The sequence below is a fragment of the Polaromonas sp. genome, from assembly GCF_035638815.1.
Lineage (GTDB): Bacteria > Pseudomonadota > Gammaproteobacteria > Burkholderiales > Burkholderiaceae_C > Polaromonas.
In genome coordinates this window covers 15682-35930 of sequence record NZ_DASQZG010000026.1, presented here as the reverse complement: position 1 = coordinate 35930, position 20249 = coordinate 15682, and the positions used below count along the sequence as shown (strand labels likewise).

21 protein-coding genes are annotated in these 20249 nt (G+C 60.8%); 5 read left to right on the top strand and 16 right to left on the bottom strand.

What is annotated here, in order from left to right; all coding sequences use genetic code 11:
* Positions 1-24 precede the first annotated feature (24 nt).
* Positions 25-972 (top strand): glutathione synthase, encoded by a 948-nt coding sequence (gshB, locus tag VE934_RS15740; RefSeq protein WP_324889194.1) that lies wholly within the window; start codon positions 25-27, stop codon positions 970-972.
* Here the strand turns inward: gshB and VE934_RS15735 are convergent.
* On the bottom strand, positions 962-1747 hold the full coding sequence (locus VE934_RS15735; protein WP_324889192.1) for a class II glutamine amidotransferase: 786 nt from the start codon (positions 1745-1747) through the stop codon (positions 962-964). The genes gshB and VE934_RS15735 overlap by 11 nt on opposite strands.
* Positions 1748-1755: 8 nt before the next feature.
* Positions 1756-1905 (bottom strand): cysteine-rich CWC family protein, encoded by a 150-nt coding sequence (locus tag VE934_RS15730; protein WP_324889339.1) that lies wholly within the window; start codon positions 1903-1905, stop codon positions 1756-1758.
* Here VE934_RS15730 and VE934_RS15725 point away from each other — a divergent pair.
* Positions 1844-2008, top strand: coding sequence for a hypothetical protein (locus VE934_RS15725; protein WP_324889359.1), 165 nt, complete (start codon positions 1844-1846; stop codon positions 2006-2008). The genes VE934_RS15730 and VE934_RS15725 overlap by 62 nt on opposite strands.
* Before the next feature lie 25 nt (positions 2009-2033).
* Here the strand turns inward: VE934_RS15725 and VE934_RS15720 are convergent, their stop codons facing one another.
* Positions 2034-2219, bottom strand: coding sequence for a 4-oxalocrotonate tautomerase (locus VE934_RS15720; RefSeq protein WP_324889190.1), 186 nt, complete (start codon positions 2217-2219; stop codon positions 2034-2036).
* 205 nt (positions 2220-2424) lie between these two features.
* Here VE934_RS15720 and VE934_RS15715 point away from each other — a divergent pair, with 205 nt between their 5' ends.
* Complete coding sequence (locus VE934_RS15715; RefSeq protein ID WP_324889188.1) at positions 2425-3729, top strand: zinc-binding metallopeptidase family protein; 1305 nt, start codon at positions 2425-2427, stop codon at positions 3727-3729.
* Between the two features lie 25 nt (positions 3730-3754).
* Here VE934_RS15715 and VE934_RS15710 read toward each other — a convergent pair whose 3' ends face one another.
* Positions 3755-4528: a Crp/Fnr family transcriptional regulator gene (locus VE934_RS15710; RefSeq protein WP_324889186.1), complete on the bottom strand. Its 774-nt coding sequence runs from the start codon at positions 4526-4528 to the stop codon at positions 3755-3757.
* Positions 4529-4596: 68 nt separating this feature from the next.
* Positions 4597-5022, bottom strand: coding sequence for a hypothetical protein (locus VE934_RS15705; RefSeq protein ID WP_324889184.1), 426 nt, complete (start codon positions 5020-5022; stop codon positions 4597-4599).
* Between the two features lie 802 nt (positions 5023-5824).
* Between VE934_RS15705 and VE934_RS15700 the strand changes: the two genes are divergently transcribed.
* On the top strand, positions 5825-6859 hold the full coding sequence (locus tag VE934_RS15700) for a hypothetical protein (protein ID WP_324889182.1): 1035 nt from the start codon (positions 5825-5827) through the stop codon (positions 6857-6859).
* Positions 6860-6876: 17 nt separating this feature from the next.
* Here VE934_RS15700 and gspF read toward each other — a convergent pair whose 3' ends face one another.
* From gspF to gspG, 10 genes are read right to left on the bottom strand one after another with little or no spacing between them, the layout of a single operon-like run.
* The gene (gene gspF, locus VE934_RS15695; protein ID WP_324889181.1) at positions 6877-8115 is read right to left on the bottom strand and encodes a type II secretion system inner membrane protein GspF; all 1239 of its coding nucleotides are present in this window, start codon (positions 8113-8115) and stop codon (positions 6877-6879) included.
* A 31-nt stretch (positions 8116-8146) separates the two neighbouring features.
* Positions 8147-9535, bottom strand: a complete 1389-nt coding sequence (locus VE934_RS15690) for a GspE/PulE family protein (RefSeq protein ID WP_324889337.1) — start codon at positions 9533-9535, stop codon at positions 8147-8149.
* Between the two features lie 8 nt (positions 9536-9543).
* A complete protein-coding gene (gene gspD / locus VE934_RS15685; protein ID WP_414693862.1) occupies positions 9544-11673 on the bottom strand; it encodes a type II secretion system secretin GspD in 2130 nt (709 codons plus the stop codon).
* 44 nt (positions 11674-11717) lie between these two features.
* Positions 11718-12209, bottom strand: a complete 492-nt coding sequence (gene gspM, locus VE934_RS15680) for a type II secretion system protein GspM (RefSeq protein ID WP_324889178.1) — start codon at positions 12207-12209, stop codon at positions 11718-11720.
* Positions 12206-13441: a type II secretion system protein GspL gene (gene gspL, locus VE934_RS15675; protein ID WP_324889176.1), complete on the bottom strand. Its 1236-nt coding sequence runs from the start codon at positions 13439-13441 to the stop codon at positions 12206-12208. Before gspL ends, gspM begins: the two co-directional genes overlap by 4 nt.
* Positions 13438-14418 (bottom strand): type II secretion system minor pseudopilin GspK, encoded by a 981-nt coding sequence (gene gspK, locus VE934_RS15670; RefSeq protein ID WP_324889174.1) that lies wholly within the window; start codon positions 14416-14418, stop codon positions 13438-13440. The genes gspL and gspK overlap by 4 nt, the downstream gene beginning before the upstream one ends.
* Positions 14415-15074: a PulJ/GspJ family protein gene (locus tag VE934_RS15665; RefSeq protein WP_324889172.1), complete on the bottom strand. Its 660-nt coding sequence runs from the start codon at positions 15072-15074 to the stop codon at positions 14415-14417. The genes gspK and VE934_RS15665 overlap by 4 nt, the downstream gene beginning before the upstream one ends.
* Positions 15074-15427, bottom strand: a complete 354-nt coding sequence (gene gspI / locus VE934_RS15660; protein ID WP_324889170.1) for a type II secretion system minor pseudopilin GspI — start codon at positions 15425-15427, stop codon at positions 15074-15076. Before gspI ends, VE934_RS15665 begins: the two co-directional genes overlap by 1 nt.
* Positions 15424-15882 carry a prepilin-type N-terminal cleavage/methylation domain-containing protein gene (locus VE934_RS15655; protein WP_324889168.1) on the bottom strand — a complete coding sequence of 153 codons (459 nt, stop codon included), beginning with the start codon at positions 15880-15882 and terminating at the stop codon, positions 15424-15426. Before VE934_RS15655 ends, gspI begins: the two co-directional genes overlap by 4 nt.
* The gene (gene gspG / locus VE934_RS15650) at positions 15863-16270 is read right to left on the bottom strand and encodes a type II secretion system major pseudopilin GspG (RefSeq protein WP_324889333.1); all 408 of its coding nucleotides are present in this window, start codon (positions 16268-16270) and stop codon (positions 15863-15865) included. The genes VE934_RS15655 and gspG overlap by 20 nt, the downstream gene beginning before the upstream one ends.
* 85 nt (positions 16271-16355) lie before the next feature.
* Here gspG and VE934_RS15645 point away from each other — a divergent pair, with 85 nt between their 5' ends.
* Positions 16356-16979, top strand: a complete 624-nt coding sequence (locus VE934_RS15645) for a hypothetical protein (RefSeq protein WP_324889166.1) — start codon at positions 16356-16358, stop codon at positions 16977-16979.
* Positions 16980-17216: 237 nt separating this feature from the next.
* Here the strand turns inward: VE934_RS15645 and VE934_RS15640 are convergent, their stop codons facing one another.
* Positions 17217-19772: a DUF1631 family protein gene (locus VE934_RS15640; RefSeq protein ID WP_324889164.1), complete on the bottom strand. Its 2556-nt coding sequence runs from the start codon at positions 19770-19772 to the stop codon at positions 17217-17219.
* Between the last annotated feature and the right edge of the window lie 477 nt (positions 19773-20249).

The following is a 20249-nucleotide window of genomic DNA, read 5'->3' as shown; positions in this document are numbered from 1 at the left end:
GCCCATCCACTGATCGAGTTTTTCATGCACATCCTTTTTGTCGCCGACCCTCTCTCCTCTTTCAAGATATACAAGGACACAACCTTTGCGATGATGCGTGAGGCGCAGCGGCGCGGCCACACGCTCAGTGTTTGTGAGCCCAAAGACATACGCTGGCAAACCGGTGAAAAAGTGACCACGCTTGCGCGATCGATCAAGCTCACGGGGGATGCTGACAACTGGTTCACCGGCGAAGCGCCAGAGCGTCACTCGTTGACCAGCTTTGACGCCGTGCTGATGCGCAAAGATCCACCCTTCGACAGCGAGTTTTTTTACAGCACACATTTGCTTGAGCAGGCCGAGCGCGAAGGCGCCAAAGTTTTCAACAAACCGCGTGCCCTGCGCGACCATCCCGAAAAACTCGCGATTCTGGAATTCGCGCAATTCAGCGGCCCGACGCTGGTTACCCGCAGCGCGCAGGACATCAAGAGCTTCCACGCCGAACACAAGGACATCATCCTCAAGCCGCTCGACGGCATGGGCGGCATGGGCATCTTCCGCGTGAAGGCCGATGGCCTGAATCTGGGCAGCATCATCGAGACACTGAACAAGGACGGCGCGCAAAGTGTGATGGTTCAGAGATTCCTGCCCGAAATTACCGAGGGTGACAAACGCGTCCTGGTGATAGGCGGCAAACCCGTGCCTTTCAGCCTGGCGCGGATTCCGCAAGGCAACGAGGTGCGCGGAAATCTGGCTGCCGGTGGTTTGGGTGTCGCCAAAAAACTGTCAGCACGTGACCAGGAAATTGGCGACGCGCTTGGCCCCGTGCTGGCGGCACGCGGTCTGTTACTGGCGGGTGTGGACGTGATCGGGGACTACGTCACCGAAATCAATGTCACCAGCCCGACCTGCTTTCAGGAAATCTTTGATCAGACGGGCTTTGATGTGGCGGCAATGTTCATCGACGCGCTGGAAGCTGCGCTCAAGGCCTGAGCGCGCCACCCTCAAAGACCTTGAGCTCACCCGGCGCAAACGCGTGCCAGTCTTCGTTCGTGGTCAGAGGCGCGGTTACCACCACCGCCACCTTGTCGCCGGGGTCGGTGTGCTCCACAAAATTGACACTGAGGTCTTCATCACTCAGCGTGGCGTGCGCAAAAGGATGCTTGCGTTCAACGTAATACAGACTGGTGGAAGCGTGCGCCCATAACGCAAGGCCGTTACCCAGCAGAAAGTTGAAGGTGCCGTGCGGCGCGATTTGTGCCGCCAGCTCGCGCAGCGTCAGTGTCAGCTCGGCAATGGACGGCACACCAGCGTGCGATTTGGCAAGCTCCTGCATGATCCAGCAAAAGGCGCGCTCACTGTCCGTACTGCCCACGGGACGGAAGCTGCCATGCAGTCGCGGGTTGAAGTCCTTCAGATCGCCGTTGTGCGCAAACACCCAGTAACGGCCCCATAACTCGCGCACAAACGGATGACAATTTTCCAGCGCGACCCGGCCCTGCGTCGCCTTGCGGATGTGGGCAATGACGTTGCGGCTTTTGATGGGGTAGCGCCGTATCAGCTCTGCCACGGGTGACTCGCAGGCGGATTGATGGTCCACGAAATGGCGCAATCCCTTGTCGCAGCCTTCCGCACCGTCACCCTCAAAAAAGGCAATGCCCCACCCGTCGCCGTGATGATCGGTCTTGCCGCCACGCTGCGCAAAACCGGTGAAGCTGAAGGTCACATCTGTCGGCGTATTGCAATTCATTCCCAACAACTGGCACATGGCTGTGCTCAGTTCTCTTGTGTTGTTGGAGCGGCACTGTTGGCCGCCTGGGCACACGCCTGGCAAATGCAGGCCTTGCCCCGGGCCTCAGGTGCAATGCTTTCAAGCAGCGCTGGCGGGAAATCGGTTCGCGTGCACCAGCAGGACGACTGGGGAATGCCGGTGCTGCGTTCTATCTCCATCGCGCACTGGTTTGCCAGCCCGCAAAGCGGGCAGTGGGTGGCGACGGAGGCGATGGACGAGGACATGCTGGCAGTCTAACGCGGCTGCAGGTCGCCAGGAATCGCTAGCGCTCCGACCACAACTTGCCGCCCGTGGCCCAGTTCTCCCGCTTGATGTCCGTGATGATGACATCGACCGATTCTGGCGCGCCACCGAGAATTTCAACGCTGACCCGGGTGAGTTCGGCCACGAGCTTTTTCTTTTGGTCGATGGTGCGACCTTCCATCATTTCGACGTGGTAAGTGGGCATGGTTTTCCTCGGATGAAATTAAAAGGGGCGTCACATGATAAAACCCCGATGACCACGACTGATGTGGGGGCCCATGCGGCCGTGTTTTGTCAGTCTGCTCTGACACGCGCACACGACATGATGCCCCATGCACGCCACGCAAACATGGCAAACTTGTGTGTTGATCTGACCCGGCGCCGCTTGGTCTCAATCCATAAAAGACGCCTTGCCTCATACCTCCTCATCGCCTGCCAACCATGCGCATCTGCTTGGGCTCGCAGGACGTGCCTATCGCTGCCAGTGCGGCTGTCCGGTTTTCTTCAGAAACAGTATTTGCCTGGCCTGTCGCACACCCTTGGGGTATGACCCCGGGCAGGCGAGACTGTTGCCGTTGAAGCCGGGCAATGAGCCAGATACCTGGGTGGCCTGGGATGCAGATGAGGGCGCGCCCGCATTTCTGCGTTGCAGCAACCTGCGCACGCCTGCTGCCTGCAACTGGCTCGTGCCCGTGACCGCAGGACAAACTCAGGGCCTGCTATGCCGCGCATGCCAACTCAATCGCACCATCCCCGACCTCAACGATCCCGAGCATCCCGATAACGGAGTGCTGTGGGGCCGTGTAGAGCTCGCCAAGCGCCGCCTGGTTTCGGCCTTGCTGGTGCTGGGCTTGCCTTTGACGTCCCGTGTGAGCGAAGACCCTCATTCTGGTCTGATGTTTGACTTTTTGCGCTCGCCGGATTACGGGCCACATATCCTGACGGGACACGACACCGGGCTGATCACGCTGAATCTGAACGAGGCGGACGACGCCACACGCGAGGCCGTGAGAAAGGCCATGCACGAGCCCTACCGGACCTTGCTGGGCCATCTTCGCCATGAGGTGGGCCACTACTATTGGGACCGGTTGGTGGCTGGCGGCCCGTGGCTGGATCCCTTCAGGATGCTTTTTGGCGACGAAACGCAGGACTACGCGAGCAGCCTGCGGGCTAATTACGATGAGGGGCCTCGTCCTGACTGGGCGCTCCATTACGTGAGCGCTTACGCCAGCGTGCATCCGTGGGAAGACTGGGCAGAGTGCTGGGCCCACTACCTGCATATGCGTGACACGGTGGACACGGCGCTCAGTTTTGGTCTGTCCCCAGACATCGCTCAACTTGAATTCACGGCTTTCACGCTTGACGCGTTATACGAGCCCGACCATCCTGAGGCAGAAAGCTTCCTGGCGTTTTTGAATCATTGGACCCAGCTCACCACGATGCTGAACGAGATGTCGCGCGCCATGGGCCAACCCGACTTCTACCCCTTTGTCTTGCCGCACGAGGTGGTCGCCAAGCTTCATTTCATTCACCTTCTTGTGAGTTCCGTTGGGACGACCGTCGCCGACGAACGAGCCCCGGAAGCTGCCATGGATGAGCAGACCGAAGTAGTGGACGCGCCCGCAGAAGTGACCCTCGCGCAAGAGGGGGAGCAGGAACAGGTGCAAGGGCAGCAGACTGGTCAGCAGAAAATGCAAGGCCAGAGCTGGAGCTGATTTGGTCGCTGCGAGAGCCCGACTCTCAGGACAAAGCCCTCTCCGGCTCCACCATAGGGAGACGGTTTCCGGCGTTGTGAGGCTGCCGGAGTGTGCGCTCGTACACGGCAAGGTCACTCCGATAACAGGGGCAGGCCACTTGGGTCAGAGCTTCCGTATCCATCAGCATCACATACCCACGGGTGTAACTGATAAGTCCGTGCCGCTGCAGCGAACGCGCTGCCTGGGTGATGCTTTCGCGCCGCACTCCCAGCATCTGGGCAAGCACTTCATGCGTCAGGAACAGCTCGTTGGCCTGGACCCGGTCTCTCGTCATCAGGAGCCAGCGCGCAAGCCGTTGCTCTACGGTATGCCCGTTTTTGCAAGCCACTTGCTGCGCAAGGTGGCTCATGCGAACCTCGATGTAGCGGTTGAGAACGGTGCGCAAACAGGTGTCGGATGCCAGAAGTTTTCCAAATGCGTTGCGATGAATTCTGAAGGCCCGCCCTGCAGCATGCACGACCGCCGTGAACGCGGCGGTGTCCACACCCAGCACCATTGAAGAGGGCGCCATGCCTTCGTTGCCCACCAAACCAACTTCAACGCGGTCCGGGCCTTGGCTGCCCGGGAGAGGTAAAAGCGTTGCCATGACACAGTCCACCGGAAAGTAGGCGTGGTCGGGATTTTCTCCGGCGTGAACGAGGACCGTCTGGACTTTCAGGTCCACTATTTCACTGTGTTCAATAAAGAATGCGCGATCAGCCGCAGGCATGAGCGCGATCAGACGATTGGCGAGAGACAAGTCCTTTTGGAGCAACAAGTGATTCCCCTGTGAGGAAGGTTTTTGCAGTGCCGCACGACGACCTCAGTCGATCTTCATAGCTGTTATCAGGATGAAGGCCTTGCGGCGGCCGACCCTGAACGCGGGCGTTTAACCCGTGCACCGGGCTTTAAATCAAAGTTTCGCCCGTCCGCCCCCTGACAGCGCCCACTGACGCGCGGGAAACCTGAATCAAGCTGGCACTGCAACACCTTGGCGCTGCTGGCGAACAAGAACGCGCGGCCCCACTTGCCCACTGGCGCGTCGCCAGCGCCCAAACTGCTGTCCTTCGCATGCGCGGCATAGTTGCCGCGATAAACGATTCCATCGATGGTGACTGAAATGGCCTGATTCCTGGCGGCGTAGCTAGCTTGATAGGTTCGTCCCTCACTCACAAAGGCGGCAACACCAGTTTGCGGAGCGGCCATGGCTGTGCTCGCCAGGGCAACAAAGACCGTGAGGGCGTACGGGGTAGATCGGACAAACTTGTTCATGGTTCTTGACGCGTGGTTTAGATCGGGGAGTCACTATTTCCCCAGCTTCGTGGGCATTTCCGCGATGGTCGCGCTTGCGGCGGGGCTTTTACCTCGGTCGATCGGCTGCTTCTATGTCAGAAAGGGCCCACAGCGCCAGACGCTTGCAGCAAGTTAGGGGACTCATCCGTAAGACAGTTGATGTCTACGTAAAAATCTGTTTCCGTCGAAGGTACAAACAATTACATAAAGAGTCGAAATCAGGTGCTCTCGTGACTATTTCCCGACATCGGGGAAGCTTTTTTGCACACTGTACGCTGACCTGTAACCGCCGTTCAGACTCTTAATCCGGCTCAATTTGATGTAAGAGTAGTCCTACATTTACGCGCGGACTGCGATAACTACGCGAGCTCATGTTGTAGGCCAATGCCTACAAAATGTCAGCCGCTTCTACGGCGCTTTACTGGGGGAGCCAGTTCCCTTTCGCCTTTAGGGCGAGGCGTTAGGCCATTAAAAAATCCTGTAAGCCGCGTCCTACAAATTGGATGGCAAGAGTGGTGCGAAATGTCTACGCCATGTAGTCCAACTCCTACGGCTATGTGGTCTGTCGCACATAGCGGACCGGTTCACCATTCCGCTTCACATTAGGGCCATGTGAACAGCCGAGCTCCATACCAGAGTTGCCTCCAAGGGCAGTTGACTGGAAATGAGTTTGGGGTGTTGACAGGCCTCTTTCACCGACGACTTATTTCATGGGACTTTTATGCAAAGACGAAACTTTTTCCTTCGAACTGCTGCGCTGAGTGCCACCATACTTGGCGGTATGAGCTCCAGCCTTGCCCAAACTGTGGATGCCTGTGTCCCACCCCCGCCAGCAGGTGGTATCAACGCCGTGGCAGAAATCAAGGCATTGCGGATTCCTACGGGACCCTATGCCGGCGCTTACGAAATTGCGCCCAACGGATTGTCCAACTGGTACTTCACCAACCTCGGACTCATCTCCATCGTTCAATACCTCGATGCGCCCGATCTGGACAAGTACATCCGGACCTACCTGGACCTGTACATCAGCAAGCTTGAACCGGACATGTCCATCAAGGACGTGCACTTCCCCTTCGGCCGTGCCAATCCCAGCAGCTTCACACTGGCCATGGCCGACTCGGATGACTCTTACGCCGCAACCACCCTGACGCTGGCTGTGCGCTACGTGCGTGCAAGCCAGAACTGGGCCTGGTGGGACAAGAACAAGACCCGGCTCAAGGACATGGCGTATCGAAACATCGCCATATCCGTCAAGCCCAATGGTTTGACCAGCGTGTTCCAGGCGCCCCGAAGCCAGACGAACAACGCTGGATATTTGATGGACAACTGCGAGGTGTATCGCGGGCTGCGCGATTTCTCAGCCATGCTCAGGGAGCGGGGCGATACGGCTGACGCTGCCTACTACGACTTGTTTGCCAAGAACATCGGCACAGCGTTGCAGGGTCTGTTCAGCGCGGCCCCCAGCGGGTTCCGCATGGCTGATCTGTCCATTCAGACGGATACCTCGTTTTACCCGGGCACCAGCTGCCAGGTGTTTCCGCAGGTGTTTGGTGTGACGGAGCTGTCAGGCTATTACGACCGTGCCTGGAGTTTTCTCTGCAGCAACTCTGTGGGGTGGGAAAAAGGCACGCTGGATCCCTATCCATTCGCGGTCCTTGGACTCGCCGCAGCCAAACGCGGCCAGACCGCTCTGGCTAAAGCGCAACTCGCGTCAATGGAAAAAACGTTCACCACAAACCGTCCGATGATCACCATCAATGAAATCGGCTTCTACCAGCGCACACAAAGCGTGTTGGCGGGCAGGGCAGACGTTTGATGCATGTCGCGTGATGGTCAGCGAGCGAACTGGTTGAGCTGGATGATGGGTAGCAGCACGGCCAGCACGATGAGCATGACGACGCCCCCCATCAGCACAATGAGCAAGGGCTCCAGGATGGTCGTGAGATAAAGCGCGCGGCGTTGTACTTCGGTACTCAGCTGAGTCGCCGCGCGTTGCAGCATCGCGGGCAGTTGCCCGGTTTGTTCGCCGAGGCGGGCGAACATGCCCAGCAGGCCGGGGAACCGCTTGACCCGTCCGAGAGCCAGTCCAAGGGGTGTGCCTTCCCGCACCTGGGTCAGCACCTCAAGCGCGTCAGCACGCATCGCATGGTTGGAGAGGGTTTGAGCGGCCGCCTGAAGCGACTTCAGGATGGGAACCCCGGCACCCGTCAGCATGGCCAGCGTTCCTGCAAAACGGGCCGCGTTGTAATTGCGCGAAAGCCTGCCCACCAGCGGCAGCTTTAGCCACGCCGCGTCGAAGCGGGTCCGGAAGGCCGGTTTCCGCAGTGAGAGCGAGAGGCCCATCATGGCCAGGGCTGAAACAATCAAAGCCACCAGTCCCCAGTTACGCACAAAGTTGCTGACCGCGAGCATGGCCAGCGTGACGAAGGGCAGAGCCCGCTTGCTGCTGGTAAACACCGTCGCCACCTGGGGCACCACATAAGCCATCAGGAAGGCGACGATGACCAGCGCCACCACCGTGACAATGGCTGGATACAACGCTGCGCCAACAAGCTTTGACTTCAGTGTTTGTCTTTCCTCCAGATCATCCGCAAGGCGCAACAAAACCAGTCCGAGCTTGCCCGTTTCCTCCCCCGCACCAATGGCGCTCACGTAAATGGGAGAAAACTCACCGGCATGACGGGAAAGTGCGCCGGCAAACGAGGTCCCCTCGTTGACGTCGGCGCGAAGTGCAGCAAGCAGTTGGCGCTGACCTTCATTTTCGGATTCATCCGCCAATGCGGTAAGGGCTCTTTCAAGTGGCAAGCCGGAGCTCACCAGGCCGGCGAGCTGCCGGGTCCATATCGCCAGGGTAGTCGCGTTGAAAGCCCTGCCAGAAAACATGCGACTGCGCAGCCCACTCTGCGGGGATTGTGTAGCGCCCGAAGTGCCGGGGCTCACCGGCTCCACACGCAAGGGGATCAGCGTTTGAGACCGCAACAGGCTGCGCGCTGTACGCACAGTATCGGACTCGACCACGCCTTTGCGCAGTTGTCCCTCAACAGTGAGGGCTTCAAAAAAATAGGAAGGCATGAAAATCCGCCGAGTCGTCAGAGGGCTCGCGTCAATCGCGCGTCACGCGCATGACTTCTTGGGCAGACGTCAGTCCCGCGCGTACCAGCCGCTCACCGTCCTCGCGCATGAGTGTCATGCCGGATGCGAGCGCTGCCCGGCGGATCTCTGCTTCCGAGTTGCGGTTATGGATCTGCTCGCGAATGCCATCATTCGTGACCAGCAGCTCGAACACCCCCGTGCGCCCGGTGTAGCCTGTGAGCGCGCAAGCCGTACAACCTTTGCCGGCGCATGGTGCGCACAGTTTTCTGACCAGTCGTTGCGCCAGGACACCCAGCAGAGACGAGCTGAGCAAGAAGGGTTCAACCCCCATGTCGGTGAGGCGCGTGATCGCGCTGGCCGAATCGTTGGTGTGCAGTGTGGCAAGAACCAGATGCCCCGTGAGCGAGGCCTGAATCGCAATCTGTGCAGTTTCAAAATCGCGGATCTCGCCAATCATGATGACGTCGGGGTCCTGTCGCAAGATGGCACGCAGGGCTTTCGCAAAGTCGAGGTCAATTCGCGCATTAACCTGCGTCTGTCCAATGCCAGGCAGTTCGTATTCCACCGGGTCTTCCACCGTCATGACGTTGCTGCTCAACGCGTCAAAGCGGCTCAAGGCTGCATAGAGCGTGGTGGTTTTGCCTGATCCCGTGGGGCCAGTCACCAGGATGATGCCGTGTGGCTGCGTGATCAGGGCGGTGAAACGCCGAAGCGTGTCGCCCTCCATGCCTACAGATTCCAGGCTGAGTTTGGCACCGCTTTTGTCAAGCAGGCGCAACACGGCACGCTCTCCATGCGCGTTGGGCAAGGTGCTAACCCGCACATCCACCGCGCGGGTGCCTATGCGCAGGGAAATCCGGCCATCCTGCGGCAGGCGTTTTTCAGCAATATCGAGGTCTGCCATGATTTTCAACCGCGAAATCAATGCTGCATGCAGGGCGCGATTGGGCTGCACCACCTCGCGAAGCGTGCCGTCCACGCGAAACCGGACCGCCGAATGTTGTTCGTACGGTTCAATATGGATGTCGCTGGCACCATCGCGTGCGGCCTGTGTCAGCAATGCATTAAGCAATCGAACAATGGGGGCGTCATCACTGGTAGCCAGCAAGTCTTCTACCGCGGGAAGCTCCTGCATCATGCGGGGCAGATCGACATCATTCTCGACCTCGCTGGCTACGGTGGCTGCACTGGATTCCCCCTGTGCGTAGGCCGTACTGATGCGTTGCGCCAGCACGCCCAGGTCTGCCTGTTGAATGGCATGTACTGTGTATTTGCGCATTACCTCGTTCCAGGCGCCTTGCGCCGGATGGCCCGCATGCCAGAGCGTGAGCAGCCCGTCGCTTTCCTCAAGCAGGAGCTGGTAGCTGCGTGCAAACGCGTAGGGCAGAGGGTAGCGCACAGGCATGTTCAGTTGGTCCGTGGCACGGTAGGAGCCGGCGCGCGCTGCGGCAGTACCGGAGCAGGATCGATGGGCAGCATCGTGCTGGGCGCGGGCTGTGCACCCTGCTGAATGCCCCGCATCAAGTCGTAGCGGTCCATGGAAAGGCTGTCACTGGAGGGCGCATCACGCACCACCACCGGGCGCAGGAACACCATGAGATTGGTCTTTTTGCGCGTGCGTGTTTCGTTTTTGAAAAGATTGCCAACGAACGGAATGTCCCCCAGCACGGGTACCTTTTCCTGGTTGCCCGAGTATTCATCCTGCAGCAGCCCGCCCAGGACCACGAGGGCGCCGTCTTCCACCAGCACGCTGGACTCGATGGAGCGCTTGTTGGTGATCAGGCCAGAGGCCGAATTGACGGAGGAGGCCTGCACGCTGCTGACCTCCTGATAAATCGCCAGCTTGACAGTCCCGTTGTCGCTGATCTGGGGTCTTACCCGCAGCGTGAGGCCGACGTCTTTGCGTTCAATGGTCTGGAACGGGTTAACCGAGCCGTTATTGCCGGAGCCGGTGTTGGTGAACTGGCCTGTGACGAAGGGGACGTTTTGGCCAATCACAATCTTGGCTTCCTCGTTGTCGAGCGTCAGGAGGTTGGGTGTAGACAGGATGTTGCCGTTGCCGGTCTGCTCCAGAAACCGCGCGAGAAACCCCAGTACATAAACGCCGTTGGTCCGCTGGAATGCGCCGAAGTTCAGCCCGGCACCCGGCGTCACGCCATTGGGCGTGGTGCCGCTGAGTCCCTGCGTCGCCAGGTTAATGATGTTGTTGCCACCCGCGCCAAAGTTGGTGCCCAAAAGGCCGATCACGCTGTTGCCGGACCGACCCAGAGGCCCCTGCCACTGGACGCCGAACTCTGCCGCCTTGTCGGCGTTGACCTCAGCGATCAGGCTCTCCACAAACACCTGGGCGCGGCGTCCATCCAGTTTGTCGATGACCGCGCGCAGCTGGCGGTATTGCGGCTCGGGCGCGCTGATGATCAGCGAATTCGTGGATGCGTCAGCCTGGATCTGACCGCCTGTTGATGGCGGGCGCGAAGCTGATGCGCCTGAAGGAGCGGTGGCCTGGTTTGCGCCCGGTGCGCCCGTCGCACCGGGCGCGCCGGGCGGAGCAGACGGCGTGACCACGCCGCCCGTGGCGAGCGTGGCCTGTGGTTCACCTACCAGGGCCGCGCGCAAGGTGATGGCAAGCTGTGTGGCATCCGCATTTTTAAGGTGAACCACATGGATATTGCCGCTTTCCCCACCGCTTCCGGGCGCCGGGGGGCGGTCGAGTTTCTCGACCAGCGAACGCACCAGGGCAACCCGCGCAGGGTTGGCCGCGCGCAAGATCAGCGAGTTTCCCCGAGGCTCGGCAATCAAAGTGGTGCGAAACGACGTGTCGGTCTGTCCTGGTGCGCCACTGGCGGCGCTGCCTGATTCGATCAGCCGTGTGACCAGCGGGGCCAGATCGGTCGCCAACGCATTTTTGAGGGGAATGATCTCGATGTCGCTGGCGTTGGACACATCCAGAGCCGCAATGATCCGGCCGAGTCGCTGCAGGTTGTCCGCGTAGTCCGTGATGACCAGGGAGTTGTTGCCCGGGTTGACATTGATGCTGTTGTTCGCGCTGATCAGCGGACGCAGCACGGGCAACAGGTTTTGCGCACTTTCATGGTTCAACCGGAAGATTTGGGTAACGATCTGGTTGCTGGATGCCGCCACGGGGCCTGCTGACACCACGCCGCTTTGCAGCTTGGCATCGACTTCAGGAACGATTTTGTAGAGACCGGCAGAGTCCACCACGGCATATCCCTGGGTCCGCAATTGCGCCGCAAACTGGTTGAACGCCACCGCTGGGCTGACCGGTCGCTCTGTCGTGAGGCTGATAACGCCTTTGACGCGCGGATCCACCACCACATTGCGGCCGGTGAGGATGGCCATGGTGCGGGCCACGGCCTCAATGTCGGCGTTGACAAAGTTGAGCGTGATGTCTTCGCCGCGACGTGGCGCGCCTGCGCCGCCAGTACTGGACTGCGCCAAACAGGCACCGGCAAGCAGCAGGACCATGGCTGCGAAAAGAGGGCGGATAAAGCGTGGTGAAGCAGAGGTGATTGTCATGTCGGGGAGGGGTGAGAAAGGGTGCAGATGATGAGGGGGCATCCTCAACGGGTTGGCAGGGTCAGGACCAGCGTGCCATCCCAGGTCGCCTCGATTCCTGTTCTGCTGCGGATCAGTCGCGCCTCGAGCGGAATGGCGCGTGCGTTGACGCGCGCGTGCACGAGCCACTGGGCGAGCGCGTCCGGGCGTGCGGCCAGCACTGTCACTGTGGCCCGCTGGTCGTTGACTGCCATTTGAACGTTGTCACCGAGCAGTGGAAGTGAGGCCTGTAGTGCCTGCAAGGCTTCGTCGCGGTTGAGCCGGGGCTGTGTTTGCAAAGCCTGCGCGCGCGCTTGCAGAACCTGCATGTGAAGCAACACCTTATCCACCTGGGCTTGGCGCGTGGACGCGCTGTGCAAAGTTCTTGCTGCGGGAATGATTCCCAGCAAGATGACAATCATGGCGATGGCAGAAGCCAGGCCCAGCCCAAGAATGGTTTGGTCGCGTTTTGCCAGCCCCCGCCAGACGCCGCGTACACGTGCCGAGGATGCATTCATCGTTGCGACCTGCTATCACCTGGACGCGGCTGCACAACCAGTGTGTTGCCCTGGGCTTTTCCAGCATAGCCGCGCCCCTGGAGCCGGGCCATCAGCGCGGCACTTTCTGCCGGGGCAACTTCCACACCCTTGACGCGTAATTCCCCCGCGCTGTAGTCGACACTTTGCAAAACAGAGCCGGGCGCGAGAGTACCGCTGAGTACATCCAGCATGGCCTCCAGGCTGTCGGCAGAACGCACGCCGGTTGCGAGCTCGAGCAGGCGTACTTCGCGCTCCATTTGCAGTGGCGCGTCCACAACTACCTTCACCTCGGGAAAACTGCGGCTCAACATGCTGCGCACCTCGGCGCTCGCCTGTTCCAGCTGGCGCTTCTCCTGCCACGCCATCACATTCAAACCCAGCAGGTTCGTTCCCAGCAACACGGCTGCACCCCAGCGAGTTGCGCGCCAACGGGGTGCATGCAGCCAGTCACGCCAGCCCTCCTGCACACGTTTTTGCAGACGCAAGCGCGTCGAGCTGGCGAGTTCAAACTGCGCCAGGTTCCAGGCAGAGCGTGAAGCCAATACCCATCGCGCAGCGACCGTCAGGGGCGTGACGGTGTGGGCAAGAAGTTGCGCAGCAAGATCCGACACGAGAGGTTCAGCCGTAGCGGGGATGTCTGTGATCAGGGCAGGGGTGCTGCGCACCATCGCCATTGCATCTGGCGTCAAAGGAAAGTGGTTGACCCCCTCCGGACCTTGAACGGTCAGTTGTGCATGGGCGGGTGTCCCGCTCACATGCCAATGAACCTCATGGCTCGTGGGTTCCCATTCGGGAACGATCTTGCGGGGGGTGAACGATGCGGTTTCCAGCGCCTTGATCCCCTGGGCAAGCCAGCGCTTGTCGCAGGCTGCAACCCACTGCGGCGTGTTTGCCTGAAACCCCGGCGACAGGGCGAAATGCAGCGAAGCGGGCTCATCCAGTAGCTGCTCCTCGAGCAATCCCTCCAGCACCGCGCGCATGCGGACGGAATTGAGCGCCACTCCCTGGGGCAACTGCGCCCGGTGCCACGACAGAAACTTGGCGGGGACAAGCACCACGACGCTGAAGTCAGGCGACCGGTACGCGGCGAGGTCTGAAACCGACGCTGTGCCTTCTTCCGCGACAGACAGGCCATCATGTGTGATGACATAGTGCCAGCGCGCGTCAGGCGATTCGGGCTGAGGCGGGGGGCAAAAAATCAGGGTGGTCATATATGAGGCACAACAGGTGTAGCGGGGCGCCTGTGCCACAACAGGCGCACGTCCAGGCCTTCGCGCTGAAGCAGGGCCTGCTCTGTCATCACCATGGGCCCCATGCGCAGCGCGGACCTGAACTCGAAAAAGCGTGACACCACGCTTAACTGCCCGTTAATAAGCTGCACAGGAACGCCTGCGTCTGCCACGGACTGCAGCGGGGTCCCTTTTCGGGACGCGGCCACCCTGTCCGCGTCCGACCGCGTAAAGCCGGGCACAGTTGCCGCCATCACCTCCACGCTGGCGCTGTTGAGATTGATCGGCGTACGCACCGGCAACACGGTGATATGGGGTTCAAGCGCCTTCAAAGTGGATGGCGTCAGGCCGAGCCCTGTCAGCTGAGCGGCTTGTTGGGGAAGCAGGGGGGCCGTGCTTGTGTCACCAGCCGCGCCGCTTCCCGCACTGGCCACTCGCAGATTCTCTGCAAGGGCGTCAAGCTCTGTCGCAGGAAGGCCCAGCGCGGCAAACAGCTTGCCAAACGCGTCCATCCAGGCGGCAGAGATGCTCTGGCCTTCAATCAGGTTGATCACGTTCATGCGGGCCTGCGCGTCACTCAGTTGAAGCGAAACAAACGCCTCCGGGAGTTCGTCCAATGCGCCGCGCGGCACGGAGCCCGCCCCTCCAAGCGCCATAAAGGCCGAAAGCGGGATGTCAGTTATCTCCTGCGCCCACGCTTCACCCAGATGATCGATACCGCCAGCCAGACGGCCGTCCTCGTGAAGCTTCGCACGTCCCCAATCCAGCGTGCCGGTCAGTAGCCAGCTCGCCCGCAGCTGGTTGAGGCCAGCGGTTTGAACTTCCACGCTGCGCCATTGTTGCCAGAAGGCGTTGGCTGAAAGAATTGCGACCAGGGACACCGTCAGCATGGCACCTATGAGGGCAGCGCCTGTGTTCCGCGACGCCGCGATCAAGCCTTTTTGGGGTTGGTGTGTCATGACTTGCCCACGTTCGCCAACGGGTTGGCCCAGTCGCTTGTCACCGTGCCTTCAAGACCGCTTCCCGGTGGCAGGGACAGGATCAGGCGCACCCCGTTCGGCACGCCGCTGACGTCTGTCGCCACCGCAGCATTCGCGGAGCCGGTTTCGGTCCATGCACCGTTGCGATAAAAAAGAATGCGAAGACTGGTTACGGGCGTCACTGCAACTTCACGCTGGAAGTCTGCCTCGCCACTGCCCCTAGCCCATCGTGCCGCCTGCGCCCAGGCGTCGCTCAGTTCCTTGCGGTTTTGCAATGCTGGCGATTGCCAGCGTACCCATTGCGTGTTTCTGCCGGTGGCGCGGCTGGACCATGCGACGACCACCAGGCCCTCGGTCGGCGGGGTATTGCTGCGTCTGGTCAGGCGCACCACCTGGCCGTCCCAGTGCAACGCATTGACGGCCCCGGTGGCGGTCAGCATGTCGAGGTCTGTGGTCCATTGGGCGAGCCCGGCCTGAAGCCCCTGCAGCTCGCTGGAGCGGCGCTGGTTGGCATGTTGCGCGCCTATCATCGCGTCGAGCCCGCGCCAGCTCATGACGGCCAGCAAGGCCATCACGCTCAGCGATACCAGCAGTTCAACCAAGGTAAAACCGGCGTGGCGGTTGAGGTGCTTCATCAATACCGCCCGACCACCGTGGAGAGTTTGAGCAGCCTGAGGTTTTGCCGGTGGACTTGCGCGTGCACTCGCCTGAAGTCGGGATTAGCCGCCTGCACGACCGACAGCGTCACCTCGAACTGATGGCCAGCCTGAAGACAAGTTGCGGTGCTGTCACCCAGCGCCGGCAGTTGGGGAAACAGGCGCATTTGCGCCAGCGCGTTGTTGGCGCAGAGCTGTGCAAGCATGGTTTCGGGCAAGCGCTCGGTACTGCGGGTCAATGCCATGCTGGCGCTCAGGCCGGCGATCAGGGTGATTGCCACCATGCCGAGCGCGACCAGGACTTCGATCAGGGTGAATCCACGCTGCTTCATATTGGCGCTGCACCCTGAACCATAAAAGGACGCAGCCCGTCGGTTCCCACATTCAGAAGACGACCCGGAGAGGCGGATGCTCTGAGGGAAACCTGCTGGGGCCCGATGATGGGTTCGGGGCCCAGCACCAAACTTGCCGGAGGCTGGGCAAAAATTCCTGCCCCGAGCCATTGCTCAGGAAGTGTTCCGCGCGCAAGGCCCTCAAAATGAAAACCGCCTTCCGTTGCGTGCCACCGTACCGGAGTGCCGCTGGCGCGTGACGCAGCACGCGCCGTTTCAAGCAGCGCAGCAAGGCGCACGCCTTCGCGTTCCAGCTGGGCCTCGGAGGAGTCGCGAATCGACAGGCTGATGCCGACACTTGCGATGGCAATGATGGCGACAACGACCATCAGCTCCAGCAGGGTCATGCCGGAGCCAAGCGGGAAACCGGCGCGCTTATTGCCAGCTACCCACATCGGCGTTCCTGCCTTCGCCACCTGCCTGGGCGTCTGCGCCAAACGACATCACGTCAATTTCACCCTGTAGCCCGGGATTGAGATAGCGGTAAGGTTGACCCCAGGGGTCGTTGGGCAGCTTGTCTATGTATGACTTCCAGTTGGAGGGGACCGGTGCCGCAGCAGGGCGTGCGACAAGTGCCTGCAGGCCCTGCTCGGCAGTTGGGTAACGCTGGTTGTCCAGGCGGTAGAGTTTGAGTGCCTGCATGAGGTTGTTGACATCGGTTTTTGCTGCTGCGACACGGGCGTCGTCCGCCCGGTCCAGCACGTTGGGAACAATCAGCGCGGCAAGTACACCAATGATGACCAGCACCACCATCAACTCGATCAGTGTGAAGCCCCGGTTCAGGAAGCCATGCACCCGCTTTGCCTTGTGGGCTGGCGTCAAAACTGGTCGGGACAGGAAGTTGTCAGGGTAGTTGTAGGATGAAGGCATGCACATGATGAATTTGCGAGTGGCGACAGTTCCGCGTCTGGGTGCGGCGGTGGTCTGGCTGCTGGTGCTGGCGTCGGGCTGGTATTGGGCGCAGGCCGTGATGTCCGGCGCCAGCCGCACAGGTAGCAGTGCGATTCCCGCTGTGCTTCCGCCCAACATCACCAGCCCTTCAGACCTGGCGAGACTCCTGGGCGCTTCACCGCCAGTTTTGGACGCGTCGACCCGGCCGGCGGTTGAGCGGCTGACCCTGGCGGGCGTGATTGCAGATGGCCGGGGCCAGGGGGCCGCGTTGATTTCAGTGGACGGGAAACCCGCGCGGGCTTTTCCGGTAGGTGCGGAGATCGCGCCGGGCTCTGTGCTGGTGGCGGTTGGGCCCAAGGAAGCCCTGGTTGCAGACGATTTGCAGTCGCCCGTACGGACTGTTTTGCAACTGTCGGCACAAGTTTCGCCGGCGGTGCGAAGTACGCCGGCTTTGGCGCTCTCAAATCCTGCGGCAGTACCCGTTCCGGCTGCGAGCGCAGCTGCGCCTCCAGAAGCGGTGCCAGCCGGGCCACCCCCAAGGGCGGATTCCCGTCGCCAGCAGCCCACGTCTTTGCGCCGTGAGGACAAACGGGGGCCTTGAGTAGGCTGCAGGCTGGCGCGAAAACAGTCGGGCAGTACTGCCTGGCCTGGGCCCGAAAATACTGCGAATGGCATAAATCTCCTTGGCAAGGGGAGACGCAAGTGATTCTTGCGTCTTCAATTCAACTGCGAGCTTTGCGCAGTGCGCCAGGGATTTTGGGGAGTCGTGCCCGCAAGCCGTCGTAGGACAGGGCCTATTTACCAGACTTCACACATTGCGTGCAACCACGCGCGCCTTTTAGACCCGGGACACGGGCTCTGCTGGCGCTTCGCTCTGCGCCCGCAAGGCGTCCAGTGCATGGTCGACAACGCCCTCGGTATTGACCGCACGCAGCAGGCCCTGGGTGATCAGGCGCTCGCAGATGCGCTTGGTCATCGAGTGAGGTTGACCGCCGTGGCTGACAAACATGAACAGCGTGCCCCGTGTGCTGGCCCATATCAGTTGGGCGCGCAGCCAGCGGCGCTTGGAGTGCAGATCGACCCAGCTTCCCTCGCGCAGACTCAGCAAGACCTGTTCTGCACCGGGTTTGGCTTGCGCCGTTGGGCCTTCTTCAGGATTTTCGGTTTCTGCAGGGGGCTGCACCGTGTCTTCAGAATGCTCCTCATTGAGCTCAGCTGGTCCGGAGGGCATGGTGTCTTCAAAGCCGGCATTGTCCAGTTCCTGCGGTGTCAACCAGGGTTGGCCTGCCACCTTGGCCTTGCGCTGTTCGGCCGTCGCGGGGAGGAGGTCGCTGAGATCGGTCTCCTCTACAGGAGCTTCTTCAAGCATCACCTCCAGCGGCGCTGGTTCTGACTCTGCCGCGTCGCGGCGGCTACGCACGCGGCGCAACTTGAGCACCGGGCGGTGCAGTTTTTCCATCGCCTTGAAAAAGGATTCGGTCTCGCGCGGATCCTGTCCCAGTGAGGCGAGTCCGGCGTGCAGCTTGCCCAGCATGCCCGGAATCATTTCAATGAGTTTGGCAGGACGCTTGAGTGTGACGTCGCGCTTGACGCTCCACAACAGATCCGTGACCAGCGAACCGTAACCTTCGGGGTCAATCTGCCGCGCCTGGTCCGTCAGGCGAGCGTGTGCCAACACCAGCGCCCAGGGCCCGAAGAGAAAGTCGAGCACCACGCCCGGTACGTGGTCGAGGTCGGCCCGCATGCTCATGTCGTAGGCAATCTGGTCGGCCTGGCTTTGCCGCTCTTCAGCAAACTGCATGGTCTGCCGGATAGCGCTCCGCTGGGTCTGCTCTTGACGGTCCTGTGATTGCCAGAGCAGTTCAAGTGTGCCCAGTTCGGCTTCGAAAGGGCGGGCGTCCTCTATGGTCTGGGTGTTCAGCGCGTTGAAGCCCTGGCTCACCGCCTGGAAAAATGCTTCAAAAGGCGTGCCAAACTCATCGTTGTACTTGAAGCTGCGCTGGGCAACGCGCTCCATCAGACGTCTGCCCGGGTGCTGCGCATCGCTGAAGAACCGCGGGTCCACCATTGCCAGGCGCAGCAGCGATGGCTCCAGCGCCACAATTGCTTCGCGTACCGGCGCCAGCAGCCGGGGGTCTTGCGCCACCTGGTTGACAAGTTTGCGCACCACCTCCATGCCCAGCACCTGCCCGACGCGCGTGGCGTCCTTTTTCAGTTGCGTGCGCACCAGGGCCCGCTCGCGCGCCCGTCCGTACACGCCCCAGACCTGCGAGCTCAGCTGGCTCAGCACGTCCACAATGCGCGACGGAGTGTCCTCGTCCGCAAAATCCCCGGCCGGAAGTGCCTCACGCTGCGGATCACTGCGGGTGCCCTTGTAATCGCCGGGCTCGGCAGCGGGTCGGCTGTCGTGCAACGGCGCGGGGGCCGAGTCCGGCGTTGCTTTCAGCGCGGTCAGTTCTTCTTCAATGGTGGCGTAGTAAGAAGGCGCCAGACCGTGATCGGCATTGCCACCGCCGCGAAATAAAAAGTCCTGAAACAACTCGTCCCGGATTTCGTAGTTGGACAGGTCCGCGTAGGGGTGCGGGTTGCGGGTCGGACTTTCGTCGGACGCATAACCGACCGCACCGCCCCTGGACTTGGCCGATGCGTCCTGCCCAGAGGCTGAGCTGGCGCTGGCGCTGACGGTTGTGCCGCCTTTTGCCTTGGCCACTGTCACCGGGTTCTGCAATACCCGGTAGCTGGCCGGCGTCACCTGCGAGAGTTCCAGCAGATTGATCAGGCGCTCATAAAGCTGTTTGAGCTCACGCCCCAAAGGCTCCGCCAGATGTTTGATCCACATCGCGCTGATGGCTGGCTCTGACGTGGTGCCAGCGATGAGGTCACGCAATGTCTGCGCAAAAACGTCAGGCCGCACCGGATTGAATTCGGGACTGACGTTGACCAGTCCCTGCGCTGAACTCATTAAGGCGTCCAGTTCGGCTAAAGACTGTTCTACCACCGGCAATACCTGTTGAAGCAGCCGCGCGGACTCAATGTCATCCTCCACCTTGGCGTCATCGACCAGCGAGAACATGTCGGCGACCGGATCGCGACTCTGGTCGGGACGCGGCGCACGCGGCGTGAGCAGCTGCCCCGAGGGTGGTGTTGCGCCGGGCGATTTGGTGGTGAAGGCGGCCAGTAAAACTGCAGGGTACTGCGCGCACCAGTTGTCACCGTGTTTGAGGAGTTCGCGCCAGGCGAGGGCAAGCTCGTCACGCTCTGCCAGCTTCATGCTCTGGGTTTCGGCGACCTGCAGTGCTGCTACGGCGTGGCTGATGCATCGCTCAAGCGCAGGCCGCGCAGCTTCGGAAGCCTCCCTCAGACAGCGGTCGAAAACATCAGCGTGGGCGGGCATCGTTGAAGACGGGGTGTGTGAAAAAGTTCAAATGGGGAAGGGGAGTTTTTGACAGCCCGCGATTTACTCCCCCAAAGACGAAGTGTGTGCTTAACTTGTTTTTTGCCAATGGCTGTTCCAGAATTTCTTGTAACGATTCCTAACTGGTTGGCTACCAAAAAAGCGGCCGATTACATTTAAATACACTGGGTCCGTGTGCTATAGCCGTTGATGGACCCGCCGCCTTAGCGTACGTCCCCCTTGTGTGGAGGCATAAAAAAGCCTCTTGGCCCTTATTTGACGGTGCTTGCCTGCTACAAAATCAGGAGTTGTACTGGTTTGCGCCGCGGGCTGCGTCAATGCGTCTTTTGCTGAACATGCGACGGCCAGACCTCTCGCCCAGTAAAAAGCCACAACAAACCGTTGCAGTTTGTTGTGGCTAAAAAACCCCGCGCCAGCCGCCACCCGCCGGGATGGCCAGCTGACCGGGGTGCTCGC

Bases quoted from the DNA above. Each gene is read 5' to 3' on its own strand.
- VE934_RS15700 (WP_324889182.1), top strand. From the start codon at position 5,825: ATGAGCTCCAGCCTTGCCCAAACTGTGGATGCCTGTGTCCCACCCCCG.
- gspM (WP_324889178.1), bottom strand. From the start codon at position 12,209: ATGAATGCATCCTCGGCACGTGTACGCGGCGTCTGGCGGGGGCTGGCA.
- gspI (WP_324889170.1), bottom strand. From the start codon at position 15,427: ATGAAGCAGCGTGGATTCACCCTGATCGAAGTCCTGGTCGCGCTCGGC.
- gspL (WP_324889176.1), bottom strand. From the start codon at position 13,441: ATGACCACCCTGATTTTTTGCCCCCCGCCTCAGCCCGAATCGCCTGAC.
- gshB (WP_324889194.1), top strand. From the start codon at position 25: ATGCACATCCTTTTTGTCGCCGACCCTCTCTCCTCTTTCAAGATATAC.
- VE934_RS15645 (WP_324889166.1), top strand. From the start codon at position 16,356: ATGCACATGATGAATTTGCGAGTGGCGACAGTTCCGCGTCTGGGTGCG.
- VE934_RS15735 (WP_324889192.1), bottom strand. From the start codon at position 1,747: ATGTGCCAGTTGTTGGGAATGAATTGCAATACGCCGACAGATGTGACC.
- gspK (WP_324889174.1), bottom strand. From the start codon at position 14,418: ATGACACACCAACCCCAAAAAGGCTTGATCGCGGCGTCGCGGAACACA.
- VE934_RS15725 (WP_324889359.1), top strand. From the start codon at position 1,844: ATGCTTTCAAGCAGCGCTGGCGGGAAATCGGTTCGCGTGCACCAGCAG.
- VE934_RS15705 (WP_324889184.1), bottom strand. From the start codon at position 5,022: ATGAACAAGTTTGTCCGATCTACCCCGTACGCCCTCACGGTCTTTGTT.
- gspF (WP_324889181.1), bottom strand. From the start codon at position 8,115: ATGCCTTCCTATTTTTTTGAAGCCCTCACTGTTGAGGGACAACTGCGC.
- VE934_RS15640 (WP_324889164.1), bottom strand. From the start codon at position 19,772: ATGCCCGCCCACGCTGATGTTTTCGACCGCTGTCTGAGGGAGGCTTCC.
- VE934_RS15720 (WP_324889190.1), bottom strand. From the start codon at position 2,219: ATGCCCACTTACCACGTCGAAATGATGGAAGGTCGCACCATCGACCAA.
- VE934_RS15655 (WP_324889168.1), bottom strand. From the start codon at position 15,882: ATGTGGGTAGCTGGCAATAAGCGCGCCGGTTTCCCGCTTGGCTCCGGC.
- gspD (WP_414693862.1), bottom strand. From the start codon at position 11,673: ATGACAATCACCTCTGCTTCACCACGCTTTATCCGCCCTCTTTTCGCA.
- VE934_RS15665 (WP_324889172.1), bottom strand. From the start codon at position 15,074: ATGAAGCACCTCAACCGCCACGCCGGTTTTACCTTGGTTGAACTGCTG.